Annotated in this window: 18 protein-coding genes; 9 read left to right on the top strand and 9 right to left on the bottom strand. The window is 59.6% G+C overall.

Annotated features, from left to right (window positions below):
• Positions 1 to 13: 13 nt before the first annotated feature.
• The 6 genes from BLR69_RS17980 to BLR69_RS17955 are packed head-to-tail and all read left to right on the top strand — an operon-like array spanning position 14 to position 4,665.
• Positions 14 to 574: a rhomboid family intramembrane serine protease gene (locus BLR69_RS17980; RefSeq protein ID WP_071493698.1), complete on the top strand. Its 561-nt coding sequence runs from the start codon at positions 14 to 16 to the stop codon at positions 572 to 574.
• A gap of 52 nt (positions 575 to 626) precedes the next feature.
• Positions 627 to 1,661, top strand: coding sequence for an ion channel (locus BLR69_RS17975; RefSeq protein WP_071493697.1), 1,035 nt, complete (start codon positions 627 to 629; stop codon positions 1,659 to 1,661).
• Positions 1,648 to 2,322, top strand: a complete 675-nt coding sequence (locus BLR69_RS17970) for a DUF2491 family protein (RefSeq protein ID WP_071493696.1) — start codon at positions 1,648 to 1,650, stop codon at positions 2,320 to 2,322. Before BLR69_RS17975 ends, BLR69_RS17970 begins: the two co-directional genes overlap by 14 nt.
• A gap of 15 nt (positions 2,323 to 2,337) precedes the next feature.
• Positions 2,338 to 2,766 (top strand): DUF350 domain-containing protein, encoded by a 429-nt coding sequence (locus tag BLR69_RS17965; protein WP_071493695.1) that lies wholly within the window; start codon positions 2,338 to 2,340, stop codon positions 2,764 to 2,766.
• 18 nt (positions 2,767 to 2,784) lie between these two features.
• Positions 2,785 to 3,495: a DUF1190 domain-containing protein gene (locus BLR69_RS17960; RefSeq protein ID WP_071493694.1), complete on the top strand. Its 711-nt coding sequence runs from the start codon at positions 2,785 to 2,787 to the stop codon at positions 3,493 to 3,495.
• A gap of 12 nt (positions 3,496 to 3,507) precedes the next feature.
• Positions 3,508 to 4,665 carry a glutathionylspermidine synthase family protein gene (locus tag BLR69_RS17955; protein ID WP_071493693.1) on the top strand — a complete coding sequence of 386 codons (1,158 nt, stop codon included), beginning with the start codon at positions 3,508 to 3,510 and terminating at the stop codon, positions 4,663 to 4,665.
• Between the two features lie 320 nt (positions 4,666 to 4,985).
• Here BLR69_RS17955 and BLR69_RS17945 read toward each other — a convergent pair whose 3' ends face one another.
• The 9 genes from BLR69_RS17945 to exaC all read right to left on the bottom strand — a co-directional run bounded on the left by BLR69_RS17945 (position 4,986) and on the right by exaC (position 14,391).
• Positions 4,986 to 5,762, bottom strand: coding sequence for a LexA family transcriptional regulator (locus BLR69_RS17945; protein ID WP_071493692.1), 777 nt, complete (start codon positions 5,760 to 5,762; stop codon positions 4,986 to 4,988).
• A 214-nt stretch (positions 5,763 to 5,976) separates the two neighbouring features.
• Entirely contained in the window at positions 5,977 to 6,504 is a 528-nt protein-coding gene (ppa, locus tag BLR69_RS17940; protein ID WP_003219382.1) for an inorganic diphosphatase, read from the bottom strand.
• A 109-nt stretch (positions 6,505 to 6,613) separates the two neighbouring features.
• Complete coding sequence (locus tag BLR69_RS17935) at positions 6,614 to 7,429, bottom strand: M90 family metallopeptidase (RefSeq protein ID WP_071493691.1); 816 nt, start codon at positions 7,427 to 7,429, stop codon at positions 6,614 to 6,616.
• Positions 7,430 to 7,435: 6 nt separating this feature from the next.
• On the bottom strand, positions 7,436 to 8,092 hold the full coding sequence (locus BLR69_RS17930; RefSeq protein WP_058424604.1) for a DedA family protein: 657 nt from the start codon (positions 8,090 to 8,092) through the stop codon (positions 7,436 to 7,438).
• A 306-nt stretch (positions 8,093 to 8,398) separates the two neighbouring features.
• Positions 8,399 to 8,857, bottom strand: coding sequence for a GNAT family N-acetyltransferase (locus BLR69_RS17925; RefSeq protein WP_017735604.1), 459 nt, complete (start codon positions 8,855 to 8,857; stop codon positions 8,399 to 8,401).
• Positions 8,858 to 8,949: 92 nt separating this feature from the next.
• The gene (eutC, locus tag BLR69_RS17920; RefSeq protein ID WP_071493690.1) at positions 8,950 to 9,783 is read right to left on the bottom strand and encodes an ethanolamine ammonia-lyase subunit EutC; all 834 of its coding nucleotides are present in this window, start codon (positions 9,781 to 9,783) and stop codon (positions 8,950 to 8,952) included.
• Positions 9,780 to 11,174 (bottom strand): ethanolamine ammonia-lyase subunit EutB, encoded by a 1,395-nt coding sequence (locus tag BLR69_RS17915; protein WP_071493689.1) that lies wholly within the window; start codon positions 11,172 to 11,174, stop codon positions 9,780 to 9,782. Before BLR69_RS17915 ends, eutC begins: the two co-directional genes overlap by 4 nt.
• Positions 11,175 to 11,226: 52 nt before the next feature.
• Entirely contained in the window at positions 11,227 to 12,660 is a 1,434-nt protein-coding gene (gene eat, locus BLR69_RS17910) for an ethanolamine permease (protein WP_071493688.1), read from the bottom strand.
• 210 nt (positions 12,661 to 12,870) lie between these two features.
• Positions 12,871 to 14,391 (bottom strand): acetaldehyde dehydrogenase ExaC, encoded by a 1,521-nt coding sequence (exaC, locus tag BLR69_RS17905; RefSeq protein WP_071493687.1) that lies wholly within the window; start codon positions 14,389 to 14,391, stop codon positions 12,871 to 12,873.
• Between the two features lie 272 nt (positions 14,392 to 14,663).
• Between exaC and BLR69_RS17900 the strand changes: the two genes are divergently transcribed.
• The 3 genes from BLR69_RS17900 to BLR69_RS17890 all read left to right on the top strand — a co-directional run bounded on the left by BLR69_RS17900 (position 14,664) and on the right by BLR69_RS17890 (position 17,978).
• Positions 14,664 to 16,553: a sigma-54-dependent Fis family transcriptional regulator gene (locus tag BLR69_RS17900; RefSeq protein WP_071493686.1), complete on the top strand. Its 1,890-nt coding sequence runs from the start codon at positions 14,664 to 14,666 to the stop codon at positions 16,551 to 16,553.
• Between the two features lie 178 nt (positions 16,554 to 16,731).
• On the top strand, positions 16,732 to 17,361 hold the full coding sequence (locus tag BLR69_RS30800) for a hypothetical protein (protein WP_134435000.1): 630 nt from the start codon (positions 16,732 to 16,734) through the stop codon (positions 17,359 to 17,361).
• Positions 17,361 to 17,978: a hypothetical protein gene (locus BLR69_RS17890; protein ID WP_134434999.1), complete on the top strand. Its 618-nt coding sequence runs from the start codon at positions 17,361 to 17,363 to the stop codon at positions 17,976 to 17,978. Before BLR69_RS30800 ends, BLR69_RS17890 begins: the two co-directional genes overlap by 1 nt.
• The last annotated feature ends 8 nt before the right edge of the window (positions 17,979 to 17,986 follow it).

Raw genomic sequence — 17,986 nt, 5'->3', positions numbered from 1 at the left:
TGTCGAGGTCAGGATGGATGCCCTGAAGGGTTTCAAGACAATCGCAGGCCTGGCGCTGTTCATGGTCGTGTTGCAACTGGTCAATGTCGCGACCGGTTACAGCCTCATGGCATTCGGCCTGGTCCCGAGAACGCTGCAGGGGCTGTTCGGCATCCTCGCCTCACCGTTTTTGCACGGGTCGTTTGCGCACCTCAGCGCGAACCTGATTGCTTTTTTGATCCTGGGCACGCTGGTCATTATCGAAGGGCTCAATCGATTTGTGACCGTCAGCGCGATCATCATCCTGCTGGGCGGCTCGCTGGTCTGGCTGTTCGGTTTTGCGGGCGTGCACGTGGGGGCCAGCGGTTGGGTCTTCGGTCTGTGGGCCTACCTGTTGTCGCGCGCCTGGTTCCGTCGGAGCTGGAGCAACCTGACAACGGCCGCTGTGGTGGCGGTGCTGTATGGCGGACTGGTCCTTGGCTTTCTGCCTCGCCAGGGCGTTTCATTTGAGGGGCATTTGTTTGGTGCATTCGCCGGATTTATTGCAGCCAAGGTACTTCTCTCTACGCCGCGCAGCAGGTTTAATGCCGGCTGAACGCACTTGCGCCTCCAGGCGATGACAAGTACCCAGGGAATCAGGGGCAAGAATGTCGATTTTTCTGTTGTTGCGCAGGTACGCCTCGTCCCTGTTTCACCGCTTCGGCTGGGCGGGCCTGGTCATCGCCTTGGGCGTACACCTGAGCACGGCTTATCTGGGCCTGGTGGTGCTGGGCGAACAGCACCTCACCGCCTTCGCCACGTTTGTTTACTTCTATCTCACCACCACGCTGACCGTCGGCTATGGCGATCTTGCACCGCAGACTTCCGCCGGGCGGGTTTTCGTGGCTGCCTGGATCATGCTCGGCGGCATTGCGCTGCTGACCGCAGCCATCGGCAAAACCACCAGCAGCGTCATCGATGCATGGAGAAAAGGCATGAAGGGCAAAGGCGATTTCACCGGCAAGGTCGGGCATACCGTGCTGATTGGCTGGGAAGGCGAATCCAGTGAACGGGTGATCAAGTTGCTGCTGCAGGACGAAACCTCGAACGACAACCTGATCGTCATCTGCGACTGCGCCCTCGACGAAAACCCGATGCCGGGCAAAGCGGCATTTGTCCGCGGTGACAGCCTGTCTTCCACTGCGTTATTGCTGCGTGCCGGTGTGCCCGGTGCCGAGCGTGTACTGGTGCGAACCCCGTCTGACGACCTGACGTTGGCCACGGTGCTGGCGGTGAATCAACTCAACCCTGTGGGGCATGTGGTCGCGCACTTCAATGAAAGCGAAATTGCCGCACTCGCCAGCTCCTACGCGCCGCGCCTGGAATGCACCTCAAGCATGGCCATCGAGATGCTGGTACGCGCCTCTCAGGACCCAGGTTCGTCGGTGGTCATCAATGAACTGCTGTGCGTGGGGCAGGGCGCCACCCAATACCTGATGAAATTGCCCGAGGCCTTTGAAGCCACCTTCGGCGACCTGTACACCCGGATGAAAGAGCACCACAACGCCACCCTCATCGGCTATCGCGCCAAAGGCGCCCAGCAACCGTCGATCAACCCGCCCAGCGCCACGCGCGTAGAGGGTGGCGAACTCTTCTACATCGCCTCCACCCGCCTCAAGGAAATCTCCAATGGGATGGTTTAAACAGTTGATGGGGCTCGAGGCCCCGAACGCGAACCCACAACCGAACCACGCCGCCGCCGACCCCCTGCCCACCACTGGGCCGCTGGGTCTGGCACCGGGCAAAGGCGTGATGTTCGACAGCACCCTGAAATTGTTGCTGGATGGCAAAACCTCGGTGGTCATCCCCGGTTCCCAGGAAATCTGGAGCAATGGCACCGTCGACCTCGGGCAGTCCACCTGGCTGTCGCGCTACTACATGAACGACGAAGACTACTGGTTGCAGGTGCACACCACGGGTGACATCGCCGGGCAGGTCGAGTCCGTCATCCTGTTCAACTACCTCAGTTACGTCACCATCAGCAGCGAAGCCGAACTGCGCCGGCTGGCGGGGCCGCAGAGCCTGATCGGGTTGCCGACCTACACTCACGACGGCGTCGAATACGCGCGCGTATGGGGCAGCGAGGAAGGCCAGACCGAACTGGTGGCCATGAGCGAGCGCGTGATCAACCCCGAGGATTCCTACAGCGTCGAGCACCGCTCGATGCTATATGCCCGTGACACCGGCCTGACCGATCGACGCGAGTTCCTGCTGTTTTCCGTCGAAGAAGACGCCGAAGGCACCATCAGCCTGAGCATTTCGCTGGGCATTTCGCTGTACACAACCGACCTGAACGCGCTCTAAACAAGGAAGCCATTCATGCTAGAAGCTCTCTCCATCTCCCTGAACAAAGCCGCCGTGCTCGGATTTGTGATCTACATCCTCGGGGCCGCCGTACTGTTCGCGCTGTTCCAGTTCATCTACACCCGCATCACCCCGCACAAGGAGTTCGAGCTGATCCGTGCGGGTAACGTCTCCGCGGCAGTCGCCCTGGGCGGTGCCATCGTCGGTTTCGCCATTCCGGCGAGCAACGTGATTGCCTACTCGGTCAGCGTGCTCGACTTTGTCGTCTGGGCAGTGATCGCCGCCGTCGTCCAACTGTTGGCCTTTTTGCTGACCAGCCTGGTGCTCAAAGGCACGTCCCAGCGCATCAAGAACGGCGAACTCGCGGCCGGCATCTACGTCGCCGCCGTGGCCATCAGCGTTGGCATGTTGAATGCCGCGTGCATGACGCCTACCCAGAACTGATCGCGCACGGAGCTCCCGATGAAACGAAGCAAGTACGTCCAGCTGTCGCTGGCAGCGTCGGTCGCCATGGCGATTTCCGGCTGCGGCCCGACGGAAAAAACCTACGACCTGCAGAAGAAGTACAACTTCCAGTCCGTCCAGCAGTGCGCCGATGAAAAACTGCCGGTGGACGTCTGCTCGGACGCCTACATGACCGCCATGGCCGAGCACCGCCGCATTGCACCGGTGTACGACAGCCAGGCCGATTGCGATGCCGACTTTGTCGCCGACTGGTGCCAGCAGGACTCCACCGGCAAGTTCATCCCCCGGCTGGGCGGTTTCGAACTGACCGCCGAAGGCCAGGTGACACAATCCCAGGTCGACGCGGCCAACGCTCAAGCCGGCTCCCAAGCGAACAGTGGCGGCTCAGGCTTTTCCACCAGCAGCCTGCTGACCGGCCTGCTGATCGGCAACATGCTGAGCAACAATCGCAACAGCTACCGCTCCGAACCGGTGTACCGCTATCGCGATGATCGTGGCAACTACGGCAACTCGACGCTCAACCAGCGCGTCTCCAATGGCGCGACCTTCGGCCGTTCCAACCAGGCCCGCTACGGCAGCAGCAATTACACCAATACGCTGCGCACGCCCAGCAAGTCGAGCTCCGTGGCGTCGGCCACCTCCCGTGGCGGCTTCGGCAGCAAGGCCAGCGCACGCAGCGGCTGGGGCGGCGGTGGGTCGAGCAGTTAAGGAAGACGCGCCATGAAGAAGATCCACTGCGCAGAACGTCATGACTGGAAACAGACCGCCGACAGCCTCGGCTTTCTGTTCCACACCATCGACAACGAACCCTACTGGGACGAAAGCGCGTACTACCAGTTCACGCTCAAGCAAATCGAGCAAGACCTCGAAGACCCGACCACCGAGATCCACGACATGTGCATGGACCTCGTCGCCCGCGTGGTCCACAGCGAAGAACTGCTCGACCGCCTGAGCATCCCCGCGCCCTTCTACGACATGATCCGCACCTCATGGCTCGAAGGCCACCCGCACCTCTACGGGCGCATGGACTTCTCCTACAACGGCACCGGCCCTGCCAAGCTGCTCGAACTCAACTACGACACCCCCACCAGCCTCTACGAAGCCGCGGCGTTCCAATGGGGCTGGCTGGAACAATGCATCGAACGCGGCCTGCTGCCCAAACACGCCGACCAATTCAACAGCATCGACACCAAACTGCACCAGGCCTTCGCCCAACTGCAGGTCAACCAGCCGTTCTACTTCGCCTCGATGAAAGACTCGGTCGAAGACAAAGGCACCACCGACTACCTGCGCCTCGTCGCAGAAAAAGTCGGTATCGAATCCCGCCACATCGACATCGAAGACATCGGCCTGACCGCAGAAGGTCGCTTCGTGGACCTTGAAGATCGCTGGATTCCCCACCTGTTCAAGCTGCATGCCTGGGAGTTCATCTTTCACGAACCCTTCGGTGCGGCGATTGCCCAGTGCGACACGCAGTTTTTCGAGCCCGCGTGGAAATCCATCCTGTCCAATAAAGGCATCCTGCCGTTGTTGTGGGAGTTCAACAAAGGTCACCCGAATTTGCTGGCGGCTCACCTGGATACCGAGCCGGGTAAAGCTGTGCCAAAGGGCTGGGTGCGCAAGCCGTTCTTCTCGCGGGAAGGAGCGAACATCGAGCTGCAAACGGCGGATGGGGTGGTTGTGAAGGAGGATGGGCCATATACGGATGCGCCGTTTATCCTTCAGGAATTTGCGCCGCTGCCACGGTTTGGGGACAGCTATACGTTAATTGGGTCCTGGGTGATTGGGGACCAGGCGGCCGGCATTGGGGTGCGGGAGGATAATAGTTTGATTACGAAGGATTCGAGTCGGTTTTTGCCGCATTTGATACTTGATTGAGCGTCTTAATATCTGGAATAGACAGCCGGAAGACGATGGGCCGTAAATCGCTCCATTTTGGTCATTCAACTGTCCAGCAGTGTGTTGGGCAGTTGGCTTTGGAGTTTTACAGACATTAAAAAGCCGGCTTGTGGCCGGCTTCTCGGGGACTGCTTCAGCTTGTTTTTGACAAACCTCACCAGCCTTCAAATCGCTCAGCCCACATCACGTCTGGCTGAATAGTAGGGGCATCCGCGGGAACTCCTCCGCTTCGCCGGGCAAGGTGGATAGCGCAAAGCCACCCCCTGCCAAATGTGGGCCGCATGATACCCACATTCACCTCAGTTGCCCACCTCCGGATCCGATTTAGAGCCTTCCCAGCCCAATAAATGCTCATCCAGCGGCACGGGCGGGCGGCGGTTATTCAGGGTGGACCACCAGAATACCCAGCCCACAATCTGGAAGTTTTGCTCGAAGCGCTGCTCGTAGGTGAGGTATTCGTCGGGATGCTCGCCGGCATTGTGGCTGCGCATGCGCAACCCGCCCCCAGGTCGGTTGTAGAGGTATTTGATGCGCAGCATGCCGTCGTGTTCTACCGCGTAGATTTCGCCGTCGATGATTTGCGTGCGGCCTCGGTCGATGGCGAGGGTGGCGCCTTGTTGGATGATGTCGATCATGCTGTTGTCGACCATGTAGGCGCCCAGGGCGCGGTCGGGTTTTACGTTGAGGGCCTGGAGGGTGTGAAGGGTGATGCGGATGCATTCGGTAGAGGTGAATGAGGGGTGGAGGTCGATCTCCACGTCGGTTTTTTCCGGGACGCAGGCGGGGCCTGTGAGGTATTTGCCGCTGGCTTCGCGGGTGGTGGGCAGTCCTTTTCGTGAGCTCGGGCCTTCCAGCAGGAAGTTGGCCGGTGGGTGTTTGGGGCCTTCGCCGGTGCGCAGCCAACGGCTGGAGATGCACAGCAGTTCTGCGATCTCGTTGAGTCGGCCCATGGGTACACCGCGCTTGAACCAGTTGTTCACGTGCTGGGGCGTGACACCGCGGTTCTTGGCGAAGTCGGAGGCGGAAAGATGAACTTCCCGTAGTAGCGCTTTTAAACGATCACCTGATGTATTCATAAACGCAGAGTTTACTGGCCGGAATTAGAGATCAAATAAACCATGCGTTGAGTTGCGCTTGTAGGGTTTTGCTTAGTTGTAGCCTGATACTTCGGATTTCGTTTTAAGTTAAACGTTGTTTATAAAGTATTGAACTTGTTGTTTAATTTTTCCCACAAAAAAAGCCCCGAATGATCGGGGCTTTTTCAATTGCCGAGGCAATGAGGAGCGGGTATCAGCCTTTGTAGGCGGCAACCGACTTCAGGATCTCGGCGCGGGCGGCGTCTGCGTTGCCCCAACCGTCGATCTTCACCCATTTGCCTTTTTCGAGGTCTTTGTAGTTCTCGAAGAAGTGTTTGATCTGCTCCAGCAACAGCGGCGGCAGGTCGGTGTATTCCTTCACGTCCACGTACAGCTGAGACAGCTTGTCGTGTGGCACCGCGATCACTTTGGCGTCGCCGCCGCCGTCGTCGGTCATGTTCAGGATGCCGACCGGGCGAGCACGGATAACCGAACCTGGGGTCACTGGGTAAGGGGTTACCACCAGCACGTCGAGGGGGTCACCATCGTCAGCCAGGGTGTTGGGGATGAAACCGTAGTTGGCCGGGTAGAACATCGGGGTGGCCATGAAACGGTCAACGAACAGGCAGTCGCTGTCTTTGTCGATTTCGTATTTGATCGGCGCGTGGTTGGCCGGAATCTCGATGGCGACGTAGATGTCGTTCGGCAGGTCTTTGCCAGCCGGAATCTTGCTGTAGCTCATTGGGCGTTGCCCCCGTTAATTGGCCATGAAACATGGCCGGATTGGCCTAAAAGTGGCGGCGATTATAGGCACATTCTGACGCCGATGCCATGCGCCAGACGTCGTACGGTCATTCGCCCTGTGGCTGATAGCGCGGGTCGCTGGCTTGCAGTTGGCTGAGGCGGGCCAGGGGATCCTGGCGATAAAATCGGCTGAGTTGGGCGTACACCTGTGGATAACGGCTGACCAATAAATCCGGGGCGCTGAAAAAATATTCGCTGGTGACGGCAAAGAATTCAGCGGGGTTTTCGGCGGCGTAGGGGTCGATCTCGGTCTCGGCGTCCGGGTTGGCGTCCAGCTGGCGATTGAGGTCGTCGTAGGCGCTCTGCATCACGCTGGCCCACTCCTGCACGCGCATGTCGTGGTGCAGCGGTGGCAGGCCGTTGGCGTCGCCGTTGAGCATGTCGAGCTTGTGGGCCAGTTCGTGGATGACCAGGTTGTAGCCTTCCCACTGACCGCTGGACAGCACGCCGGGCCAGGCGAGTATCACTGGGCCTTGTTGCCAGGCTTCGCCGCTGTGCTCGCCGTCCCACTCGTGTTCGACACCGCTGCTGTCGCGGTGGCGCTGGGGGCTGAGGAAGTCGTCGGGGTACAGCACGATTTCGTGGAAACCCTGGTACCAGTCGAGGTCGCCCAGGTTCATCAGCGGCAGTTGCGCCTGGGCGGCGAGCAGCAGGCGTTGTTCCTGGTGCAGTTCGACGCCGGGCAGGGCGGTCAGGTGTTTTTCGGCGAGGAACAGCACGCAGGCTTCGCGCAGCCACTGGTCCTGCTCGGCGCTGATGCCGTCGAGAAAGGTCAGGTGGTGGCGCACCCGTTGCCAGGTGTCATCGGCAATCGGGTGCTTGGCCAGCAAGCGCCGGCGACGCCAGGCGCTGAGGGACCACATCGCAGGTTACTGCGGCTTGGCTTCGGAGGACGCGCGGCCAAACCGGCTGCGGAACACACCAATGATCATCGGCACCAGCGACAGCAGGATGATGAACACCACCAGCAGCGACAGGTTTTTCTTGATGAACGGCACGTTGCCGAAAAAGTAGCCCAGGGTCACCAGGCCGCCGACCCAGAGGATGGTGCCGAATACGCTGAAGCCGAAGAAGCGCGGGTAGGGCATTTTTGCGATGCCGGCCACGAACGGCGCGAAGGTGCGCAGGATCGGCAGGAAGCGCGCCAATGTCACGGTTTTGCCGCCGTGCTTGTCGTAGAAGTCGTGGGTCTTTTGCAGGTAGTCGCGGCGGAAGATCTTCGAGTTCGGGTTGCTGAACAAGCGCTCCCCGGCCGTTCGCCCGATCACATAGTTGGTGCTGTCGCCCAGGATCGCCGCCAGCATCAACAGGCCAGCCAGCAGCACCGGGTCCATGCCGCCGCCCGCAGCGACTGCGCCAGCGATGAACAGCAACGAATCACCCGGCAGGAACGGCATGACCACCAGGCCGGTTTCGCAAAAGATGACCAGGAACAGAATGGCGTAGATCCACGGACCGTAATTGGTTACCAGCAGGTCGAGGTAGACGTCGAGATGCAGGATAAGGTCGAGCGGGTTGAAATCCATGGATGGCACCTGTGTGGATGGCCCGACTCAGCAGGCCTGTGCGGAAGCTCGGGTAATAAGGCTACAAGTGTATGCCGCATTTCTTACAACCCTGAAAGGTCCGCATTATACGGATTGAGAGGTGAAAAGCGTGTTGGTTTTGTAGCGAAGGATGTCGTGGTAATTTCGGGCAAACATCCAGTCTGAATGTGGGAGGGGGCTTGCCCCCGATGGGGTAATGTCAGTCAATACATCTGATACTGACCCACCGCAATCGGGGGCAAGCCCCCTCCCACAGGGGATTTGTGGTGTTTTTGATAGCGGTGTTCAGTCTTCACTGATCGGCAACACGTAGTTCTTGAACTCCGTGTCTTCGCGAAACCCAATGGACTCATAGGTCTTCTGCGCCACTTCGTTGTCACTGCTGGTCGACACGCGCAGTCGCACCGCGTGGGTCTCCTTGGCCATCTTCTTCGCTGTGCGCATCAGGTTGTCCGCCACCAGTTGCCGGCGTGCATCTTCAGCCACATAGATGTCATTGAGGATCCACACCCGCTTGAGCGACAGCGACGAAAAGCTCGGATACAGCTGGCAAAACCCCAGCAGCTTCTTGTCATCATCATCCGCCAGGGCCAGGTAGATCACCGACTCCTTGCGGCGCAGGCGCTTTTCCAGAAAGGCCCGCGACGAATCCGGGAACGGCAAAGCCCCGTAGAACTCACGGTATTTGACGAACAGCGGGGTCAACAGGTCCAGGTGTTCCAGGGTCGCTTGAGTAATCCGCATGCCAGGCCTCAACTTCCAAATGGGGGATGACCACACAAGCGGCCGTGACTCGATGCTGCCTAATGGCGCGAAAAAGCGCAATCGTGCAGCGATCAGTCATCCGGTGAACTGAGTAGGAAATTGCCTTTCATCAGGTCCGGATCATCCGATTCGATGGTCTGCACCTGCGCCTCGTCCTTGAGATTGACCCCCGACAGCTGCCGGCGACACGCCTCTCGCATCAAGTAAAGCAGGCGGTGAGCGGCCATGCCGTAGCTCAGGCCTTCCAGGCGCACATTGGAGATGCAGTTGCGATAGGCGTCGGTGAGGCCGACCTTGGGGTTGTAGGTGAAATACAGGCCCAGGCTGTCCGGCGAGCTGAGGCCCGGCCGTTCGCCGATCAGGATGACGGTCATCTTGGCCCCGAGCAATTGACCCACTTCATCCGCCACCGCCACGCGGCCCTGTTCCACCAGGATGACCGGCGCCAAGGACCAACCGTCTGCGCTGCTCTGTTCTTCCAGGCGTGTCAGAAATGGCAAGGTGTGTTTGTGCACCGCCAATGCCGACAGGCCATCGGCGACCACCACCGCCAAGTCCACGCCGCCGGGATTGGCCGATGCATGATCGCGCAGCAATTGGGCCGACTCATCGCTCAGGCGCCGCCCCAGGTCCGGGCGTTGCAGGTACAGGTGGCGGTCGGTGGCAGCACTGTGCAGCAACAGGCTGTCACGCCCACGCTCGGCCAACTGACTGCGCAGGCCCGCATGGTCGAAGGGCAGATGCACCGCATCCCGTGCCTGGGCGTGGGCAAACTGGAAATCCAGCTGTGCGCTAGTGGGGATGCTGGTGCCGGTGCGGCCCAGGGCAATACGGGCTGGCGTCAGGCGGCGCAGTTCCAGCCATGGGTTCTCAGGCAGGTCGAGTTGCACAGGCGGCTCCTTCATCCCAATTGCGCCAAGGCTTGGCGAAACGCCGGTGGCAGGCTGTTGCCGAAGTGCACCTTGCCGTCGGCTTGCGTAAAGATGCCCATTTTCGCCAGCCACTGCTCAAACTCCGGCGCCGGTTTCAACCCCAGGGTCTGGCGGGCGTACAAGGCGTCGTGAAACGAAGTGGTCTGGTAGTTGAGCATGATGTCGTCGGAGCCGGGAATGCCCATGATGAAGTTGATCCCGGCCACGCCCAGCAGGGTCAGCAGGGTGTCCATGTCGTCCTGGTCGGCTTCGGCGTGGTTGGTGTAGCAGATGTCACAGCCCATCGGCACGCCGAGCAGCTTGCCGCAGAAGTGGTCTTCGAGGCCGGCGCGGATGATCTGCTTGCCGTTGTACAGGTATTCGGGGCCGATAAAGCCTACGACGGTATTCACCAAAAACGGTTTGAAATGTCGCGCCACCGCGTAGGCGCGGGTTTCGCAGGTTTGCTGGTCGACGCCAAAGTGCGCGTTGGCCGACAAGGCGCTGCCCTGGCCGGTTTCGAAATACATCAGGTTCTGGCCCAAGGTGCCGCGATTGAGGCTCAAGCCCGCTTCGTAACCTTCCTGCAGCACGCTCAGGCTGATGCCGAAGCTGGCGTTGGCCGCCTCGGTGCCGGCAATCGACTGGAACACCAGGTCCAGCGGTACGCCACGGTTGATCGCCTCGATGGAGGTGGTGACGTGGGTCAGCACGCAGGCCTGGGTGGGGATTTCATAGCGTTGGATGATCGCGTCGAGCATCTCCAGCATGGCGCAGATCGAGGCGATGCTGTCGGTGGCCGGGTTGATGCCAATCATGGCGTCGCCGTTGCCGTACAGCAGGCCATCGAGAATGCTCGCGGCGATGCCGGCCGGTTCGTCTGTCGGATGGTTGGGCTGCAGCCGCGTGGACAAGCGCCCGCGCAGGCCCAGGGTGCCGCGAAACTGCGTGACCACGCGGATCTTCTGCGCGACCAGTACCAGGTCCTGCACGCGCATGATCTTCGACACGGCAGCGGCCATTTCCGGTGTCAGCCCTGGCGCCAAGGCGCGTAGGGAATGTTCATCGGCTGCGTCGCTGAGCAGCCAGTCGCGCAGGCCGCCGACGGTCAGGTGGCTGACGGCGGTAAACGCCTGTTTATCGTGGGTATCGATGATCAGCCGGGTGACTTCATCGCTTTCGTAGGGGATCAGCACTTCTTCGAGAAAGTGTTTCAGCGGGATATTCGCCAACGCCATTTGCGCGGCCACCCGTTCACCGTCGTTCTGCGCGGCGACGCCGGCGAGAAAGTCCCCGGAGCGTGCCGGGCTGGCCTTGGCCATCACGTCCTTGAGGCTGTCGAAGCGGTAGGTCTGTGCACCCACCGCGTGGGAAAAACTTGCCATACAGTGTCTCCTTGGCGACGCAGGCACGCGCCTGCGTCGAGGTTTACGGCTATCAGTGCAAGGCGGCCTCTGCGGCCTGGATCGCCGCGAATTCCTCTTCGGGCGTGCCCGCTACCAAGTGATGCCGGCTGTAGAAAGCAAAGTAAGCAATTAATACTCCATAGATGATGGCGGCGCCAATCACCACCCGTGGATCCACCAGAAAGCCCGCCACCACGGCCACGCAGGCCAGCACCAAGGCCATGCCGGAGGTGAACATGCCGCCCGGCGTGCGGTATGGACGGTCCATTTTGGGGCGACGGATGCGCAGGGTGATGTGTGCGGCCATCATCAGCACGTAGGAAATGGTCGCGCCAAACACCGCCACCAGAATCAGCAGGTCACCCTGGCCGGTCAGCGACAGGCCAAAACCGATGATGCCGGGGATGACCAGGGCCAGTACCGGCGCCTTGCTTTTGTTGGTCTCGGACAGTTTGCGTGGCAGGTAGCCGGCACGCGACAGCGCGAAGATTTGTCGCGAATAGGCGTAGATAATCGAGAAAAAGCTCGCGATCAGGCCCGCCAGGCCTACTAGATTTACGAAACTACCCATCCAGGTGGAACCGCCATAGGACAAGGCCAGCGCTTCAACCAGCGGGTTGCCGGATTTGATCAGGGCGTAGGTCCCGGCACCGCCCGGCGCGATCACCAGGATCAGCAAGGCAAAGCTGGTCAGCACCACAATGGCGCCGATCAGGCCGCGCGGCAGGTCGCGTTTCGGGTTCTTGGTTTCTTCGGCGGCCAGCGGCACACCCTCGACGGCCAGGAAAAACCAGATGGCATAGGGGATTGCCGCCCACACACCCACATAGCCGAACGGCAGGAACGTACTGGCGCCCTTGGCCTCGGTCACCGGGATGTCCAGCAGGTTGGCGACACTGAAGTGCGGCACCATCGACACCAGGAATACACCCAAGGCAATCGCGGCCACGGCGGTAATCACAAACATCAACTTCAAGGCTTCACCGACGCCAAAGATGTGGATGCCGATAAAGATGATGTAGAACGCCAGGTAAATCATCCAGCCGCCGATGCCGAACAGTGACTCGCAATACGCGCCGATAAACACCGCGATGGCGGCGGGGGCGATGGCGTATTCGATCAGGATGGCAGTGCCGGTGAGGAACCCTCCCCACGGCCCGAATGCACTGCGGGCGAAGCCGTAGCCACCACCGGCGGTGGGGATCATGGAAGACAGTTCGGCCAAAGAAAAGCACATGCACAGGTACATGGTGGCCATCAGCAATGTGGCCAGGAACATACCGCCCCAGCCACCCTGGGCCAGGCCGAAGTTCCAGCCGGCGTAGTCGCCGGAGATCACGTAGGCAACGCCAAGGCCGACCAGCAGCACCCAGCCGGCGGCGCCTTTTTTCAGTTCGCGTTGTTGGAAGTATTGGGAGTCGACTTTTTCGAAGTCGACAGAAGAACTTGTAGGTTCGCTAGACATGGGAAAAGTACCTTCCGTTGTTATTGTTTTAACTCGGCCTCTTCGTGCCGAATGCACTTCGCAAGTACTTATGAAGACTTAAATGTGGGAGCGGGCTTGCTCGCGAAAGCGGTGGGTCAGTTAATAAATCAGTGACTGTTAGACCGCTTTCGCGAGCAAGCCCGCTCCCACATTTTTAATTGCATTTCAACTGTGAGAGCGGGTTGTCAGTTAGAAGAACCCAAGAGGATTAATGTCGTAACTCACCAGCAAGTTCTTGGTCTGCTGGTAGTGATCCAACATCATCTTGTGGGTTTCACGTCCAACGCCGGACTTCTTGTAGCCACCGAACGCGGCATGCGCCGGGTAGAGGTGGTAGCAGTTGGTCCACACGCGGCCCGCCTTGATCGCGCGGCCCATGCGGTAGGCGCGGTTGATGTCGCGGGTCCACACGCCGGCGCCCAGGCCGAACTCGGTGTCGTTGGCGATCGCAAGGGCTTCGGCTTCGTCCTTGAAAGTGGTGATGCTCACCACCGGGCCGAAGATTTCTTCCTGGAACACACGCATCTCGTTGGTGCCCTTGAGCAGGGTCGGCTGGATGTAATAGCCGCCGGCCATGTCACCGGTGAGCTTCTCGACCTTGCCGCCGGTGAGCAGTTGCGCGCCTTCGCCCTTGGCGATTTCCAGGTAGGACAGGATCTTGTCGAACTGCTGCTCGGACGCCTGGGCGCCGACCATGGTGTCGGTGTCCAACGGGTCGCCGCGTTTGATCGACTCGATCTTCTTCATCACCACTTTCATGAAGTCGTCGTAGATCGACTCTTCCACCAGCGCACGGGAAGGGCAGGTGCACACTTCGCCCTGGTTGAAGAACGCCAGTACCAGGCCTTCGGCGGCCTTTTCGATGAACGAAGGTTCGGCTTTCATGATGTCGGCGAAGAAGATGTTCGGCGACTTGCCGCCCAACTCAACGGTGGACGGAATGATGTTCTCGGCCGCCGCATGCATGATGTGCGAACCCACCGGGGTGGAGCCGGTGAAGGCAATCTTGGCGATGCGCTTGCTGGTGGCCAGGGCTTCGCCGGCTTCCTTGCCGAAACCGTGCACCACGTTCAGCACGCCGGGGGGCAGCAGGTCGCCGATCACTTCCAGCAGCACGTTGATGCCCAGCGGGGTTTGCTCGGCGGGCTTGAGCACCACGCAGTTACCGGCGGCCAGCGCCGGGGCGAGTTTCCACGCGGCCATCAGCAGCGGGAAGTTCCACGGGATGATCTGGCCGACCACGCCCAGTGGCTCATGAAAGTGATAGGACGCAGTGTGCTCGTTGATTTCGGCACTGGTGCCTTCCTGGGCGCGGATGCAACCGGCGAAGTAGCGGAAGTGGTCGGCGGCCAGCGGGATGTCGGCGTTGAGGGTTTCACGCACCGCCTTGCCGTTGTCCCAGGTTTCGGTGATGGCCAGCAGTTCGAGGTTCTGTTCGATGCGGTCGGCGATTTTCAGCAGGACCAGCGAGCGGTCCTGGGCCGAGGTCTTGCCCCAGGCGTCGGCGGCGGCGTGGGCGGCGTCCAGGGCCTTGTCGATATCTTTGGCGGTGGAGCGCGGGAATTCGGCGATTGCCTTGCCGTTGACCGGCGAAGTGTTGGTGAAATAGTTGCCATCGACCGGCGCAACGAACTCGCCACCGATGTAGTTGCCGTATTTGGCCTTGAACGAAACGATGGCGCCTTCAGTACCGGGGTGTGCGTAACGCATGGTGGGTATCTCCTGGCTTTTATGTTTATTGGGAGCGCAGCGCAGCGAGCGCTTGATAAGCGTAGAGCAAAGGTTGGGCCACTGCTGTGTGAGCCAGCTAAATCAAAGGGTTGGGCATTGTTGCAAGGCGTTGCTGTGGCAGGGCTGATACAGCCTGTGTGACAGTTTGTGCCATAAACGGTACGGCCCGTGACCGGCGGGTCGGCCCGGGATTGCATTGCCTGGATGGCTGGGGGATGCTGGGGGTTCTGACGCAGGGAGAATAATAAGAAATGCACAACGATCATTTCAGTCGCCATGCCCAGCAAGTGCTCACTGTGGCGCATGGCCGCGATCCGTCCAGCGATCCCTCCATCGCCCGCTCCTGGCTGCGTTGCCTGGAGGACTACCACCTCGACCCTGCGCAAACCATCGCCCCCACCGTGCTTGAGCACGGCCGTTTGCTGGAAAGCCGCGAGCGTCTGCAACAGGTGCTGCACATCGCCGGCAGCGAGATGAACAGCCTGCATCAGCAGCTGTCCGGCGCCGGGCATGCGGTGCTGCTGACCGATGCGCGGGGCGTGATCCTCAACTGTGTCACCGCGCCATCCGAGCGCAAGATCTTCGAGCGCGCCGGGCTGTGGCTCGGTGCCGATTGGAGCGAAGCGTGCGAAGGCACCAATGGCATCGGCACCTGCCTGGTGGAGCGCCAATCCCTGACCATTCATCGTGACGAACACTTCCGTGGCCGCCATACCGGGCTGACCTGTTCGGCGAGCCCGGTGTTCGATCCCCATGGCGATCTGCTGGCTGTGCTGGATGTGTCATCCGCACGGGAAGCGGCGTCGCGTCAGAGCCAGTTCCACACCATGGCGCTGGTCAATCTGTCGGCGAAGATGATCGAGAGTTGTTACTTCCTGCGTCATTTCGAAAACCATTGGCTGCTGCGTTTTCATCTGCAGGCGGAGTCGGTGGGGTTGTTCAGCGAAGGGTTGCTGGCGTTTGATGGGGAAGGGCGCATCTGTGCGGTCAACCAGAGTGCGTTGAACCTGTTGGGGCAACGGCGTGACGGGTTGTTGGGGCAGCCAGTAGAGGCATTTTTCGATTGCTCCCTGGATCAATTGCTCGGCCGCGCCAGCGCGAATGCCACGGCCAGTTGGCCCTTGCGCACGCGGGATGGCCGGCATCTGTTCGCCGCTTTGCGTGGGCAAGCGCGCAGCGCGTCAGCCCCCATCGCCAAGCCTGAGCCTTCACGGCTGCCCAGCATTTGCCTGGGCGATTCGGCGATGCAAGATGATTTTCGCAAAGCGCTGCGGGTATTTGAGCGTGATGTGCCACTGCTCATCAATGGCGAGACCGGCTCCGGTAAAGAAGCCTTCGCCAAGGCTGTGCACCACGCCAGTCAGCGCGCCGGTAAAGCGTTTGTAGCGCTCAATTGCGCGGCCATTCCGGAAAGCCTGATTGAAAGCGAGCTATTCGGCTATCGTGGGGGCAGTTTCACCGGTGCCCTCAAGGATGGCATGCGCGGCAAGCTCCAACAGGCCGACGGTGGCACACTCTTCCTTGACGAAATCGGTGATATGCCACTGGCTTTGCAGACCCGTCTTTTAAGGGTGCTGGAGGATCGCCTAGTGGTCCCCATCGGCGGCGAGCCTCAAGCCGTGGATGTCCGGATTATCAGCGCCACGCACCGAAACCTGTGTGAGCGCGTGCGGGCCGGCAGCTTCCGCGAAGACCTGTATTACCGGCTTAACGGCCTGGAAATTGGCTTGCCGGCGTTACGTGAACGCAGTGACAAGTCGCAATTGCTGGACTTCCTGCTGAGGGAGGAGGCCGGTGAGCAATCGGTCAGTGTGGAGCCCGCAGCGCGCGAGGCATTGCTGGCCTTCGCCTGGCCGGGCAATGTCCGTCAGTTGCGCACGGTATTGCGCACACTGGTGGCACTCAGCGATGACGGGTGGATAGGGATGTTGGATCTGCCCGGTATGGTGCAATACACCCCTGTTCAACACGCCAACGAGTCACTCCTCGATAATGCCGAGCGCCAGACGTTGCTGACGGCATTGGAGCAACAGCACTGGCATATGACGTGCACGGCGCAAGCGCTGGGAATAAGTCGTAATACTCTTTATAGGAAGTTGCGCAAATATAAAATTCAACGGCGTGCGGCGGTATCTAGTTAATGTGAGCGTGCTCTGAAGTTTTTATGGCAGTCTTTAGATTCGGGTGGGGCGCTTTATCTAATAGGCAGTGATGGGTGCAGGCCGGAGGGAACTGTTTTTTTACCGGTGACCACGTAATGAACAGAAGCCATAAGGTTTCGCTGTTGGATTTAATATCCGTTCATGATGAGGTGGCTATATGCCGACAATCAAACCACCCGCGGTTAATGTATCTAAACCTCTGCCGGGGCCGTCTAAAGCGGTTCCGCATTACGCGCCTTCAGGCAGTTATTATAATAAGGAAGGGCGGCTGGTCAATAAGCAAGGTCAGTTGCTCAATGACAAAGGGCAGGCGATTAATAAACAAGGCCATCTGATTAATTCGAATAACCAGCGGATCAACGAACATGGACAACGGGTTAATAATAACGGTCAAGCCGTCGATAACAAGGGCCGCCTGATCAATGAAAAGGGGCATTTGATAAATGCCCAAGGCAAGCTTGTCAATGAGAAAAATCAGCTCGTCGACCCCCAGGGCCGCTTGATCGATCACTCGGGTCGCTTGGTCAGCGCTGAGGGGCACTTGGTGGATAGGGATGGAAAGCGCGTCAATCGAGAAGGCTTTCTGATTGATCGCACTGGAAGGCCGCTCGATAAGAACGGCAAGGTAGCAAGGGATCAGGCCAGCGCCGTCAAGGGCAATAACGAGCCTCATGTGCAAACGCTTCCGCCCAAAATCAACCAACAGATCATCGATTGGAAGAACAAAGTCCCTGCGCCCGCTGCTACGCCTAAAATGACGATTGCGGAAAAGCCACGACCCGGATGATGAATGCCGAAAAAATGGTCAAGTCTGGTGTGATTCCATCGTCGCCATCTGTGGCGCATGTCGCGCGCGATGCGGCGATCAGTGCCGGGATAACAGGGATAGTGTCCGCGCCAATTAACATTGGGGCATATGCCGGGTCTACGGCCGCTTCTGAACAAATCAAGGCGTCCTATCTACCTCAACCCATGATTCCGCCGACGCCCAGCGGTAAGTCTGTGGTCGAGCGTCCAGAGGCGCCAGTGGCCACTGACCTCAATAATCTCTATTCGAGAATGAATGAGGCTCAGGTGCTTGCGTTCACGGTGGCCAATCAGTCGATGGTGCTCAAGTTTGGGGATACCGAAACGGGTTTTTTGCCGGATCAAAACTGGTCGAAAGATCCGCTGGAGCGCATGAGCCAACTTGAAAACCTGTTGGACTTCGCTGAGCAACATACGAAGGATGTTGCCGATCAATATGAAGTTTTCTTCAAACCTCATCTGGCTGCTGAACCCGCTGCCGGTGGTGTTGAAGGACTGGAAAGTCGCATGAATACACTCGAAGAACGAATAGCCAAGGTGAGTAAGGCACAGGCTGATATCTTGCTGAAATTGGAAAAGCGCGCGAGTAAAGAGTGAGCGGGTCT

This window comes from Pseudomonas azotoformans (assembly GCF_900103345.1).
GTDB lineage: Bacteria > Pseudomonadota > Gammaproteobacteria > Pseudomonadales > Pseudomonadaceae > Aquipseudomonas > Aquipseudomonas azotoformans.
Note: the sequence above shows the minus strand (reverse complement) of the source record. Positions and strands in the feature narration are given on the sequence as shown.

Excerpts from the sequence above, each read along its gene's own strand:
- BLR69_RS17935 (WP_071493691.1), bottom strand. The coding sequence starts at position 7,429 with ATGTGGTCCCTCAGCGCCTGGCGTCGCCGGCGCTTGCTGGCCAAGCAC.
- BLR69_RS17980 (WP_071493698.1), top strand. The coding sequence starts at position 14 with ATGGATGCCCTGAAGGGTTTCAAGACAATCGCAGGCCTGGCGCTGTTC.
- BLR69_RS17945 (WP_071493692.1), bottom strand. The coding sequence starts at position 5,762 with ATGAATACATCAGGTGATCGTTTAAAAGCGCTACTACGGGAAGTTCAT.
- BLR69_RS30800 (WP_134435000.1), top strand. The coding sequence starts at position 16,732 with ATGCCGACAATCAAACCACCCGCGGTTAATGTATCTAAACCTCTGCCG.
- BLR69_RS17965 (WP_071493695.1), top strand. The coding sequence starts at position 2,338 with ATGCTAGAAGCTCTCTCCATCTCCCTGAACAAAGCCGCCGTGCTCGGA.
- eutC (WP_071493690.1), bottom strand. The coding sequence starts at position 9,783 with ATGAAGGAGCCGCCTGTGCAACTCGACCTGCCTGAGAACCCATGGCTG.
- BLR69_RS17975 (WP_071493697.1), top strand. The coding sequence starts at position 627 with ATGTCGATTTTTCTGTTGTTGCGCAGGTACGCCTCGTCCCTGTTTCAC.
- BLR69_RS17900 (WP_071493686.1), top strand. The coding sequence starts at position 14,664 with ATGCACAACGATCATTTCAGTCGCCATGCCCAGCAAGTGCTCACTGTG.
- eat (WP_071493688.1), bottom strand. The coding sequence starts at position 12,660 with ATGTCTAGCGAACCTACAAGTTCTTCTGTCGACTTCGAAAAAGTCGAC.
- exaC (WP_071493687.1), bottom strand. The coding sequence starts at position 14,391 with ATGCGTTACGCACACCCCGGTACTGAAGGCGCCATCGTTTCGTTCAAG.
- ppa (WP_003219382.1), bottom strand. The coding sequence starts at position 6,504 with ATGAGCTACAGCAAGATTCCGGCTGGCAAAGACCTGCCGAACGACATC.
- BLR69_RS17890 (WP_134434999.1), top strand. The coding sequence starts at position 17,361 with ATGAATGCCGAAAAAATGGTCAAGTCTGGTGTGATTCCATCGTCGCCA.
- BLR69_RS17955 (WP_071493693.1), top strand. The coding sequence starts at position 3,508 with ATGAAGAAGATCCACTGCGCAGAACGTCATGACTGGAAACAGACCGCC.
- BLR69_RS17960 (WP_071493694.1), top strand. The coding sequence starts at position 2,785 with ATGAAACGAAGCAAGTACGTCCAGCTGTCGCTGGCAGCGTCGGTCGCC.
- BLR69_RS17925 (WP_017735604.1), bottom strand. The coding sequence starts at position 8,857 with ATGCGGATTACTCAAGCGACCCTGGAACACCTGGACCTGTTGACCCCG.
- BLR69_RS17915 (WP_071493689.1), bottom strand. The coding sequence starts at position 11,174 with ATGGCAAGTTTTTCCCACGCGGTGGGTGCACAGACCTACCGCTTCGAC.
- BLR69_RS17930 (WP_058424604.1), bottom strand. The coding sequence starts at position 8,092 with ATGGATTTCAACCCGCTCGACCTTATCCTGCATCTCGACGTCTACCTC.
- BLR69_RS17970 (WP_071493696.1), top strand. The coding sequence starts at position 1,648 with ATGGGATGGTTTAAACAGTTGATGGGGCTCGAGGCCCCGAACGCGAAC.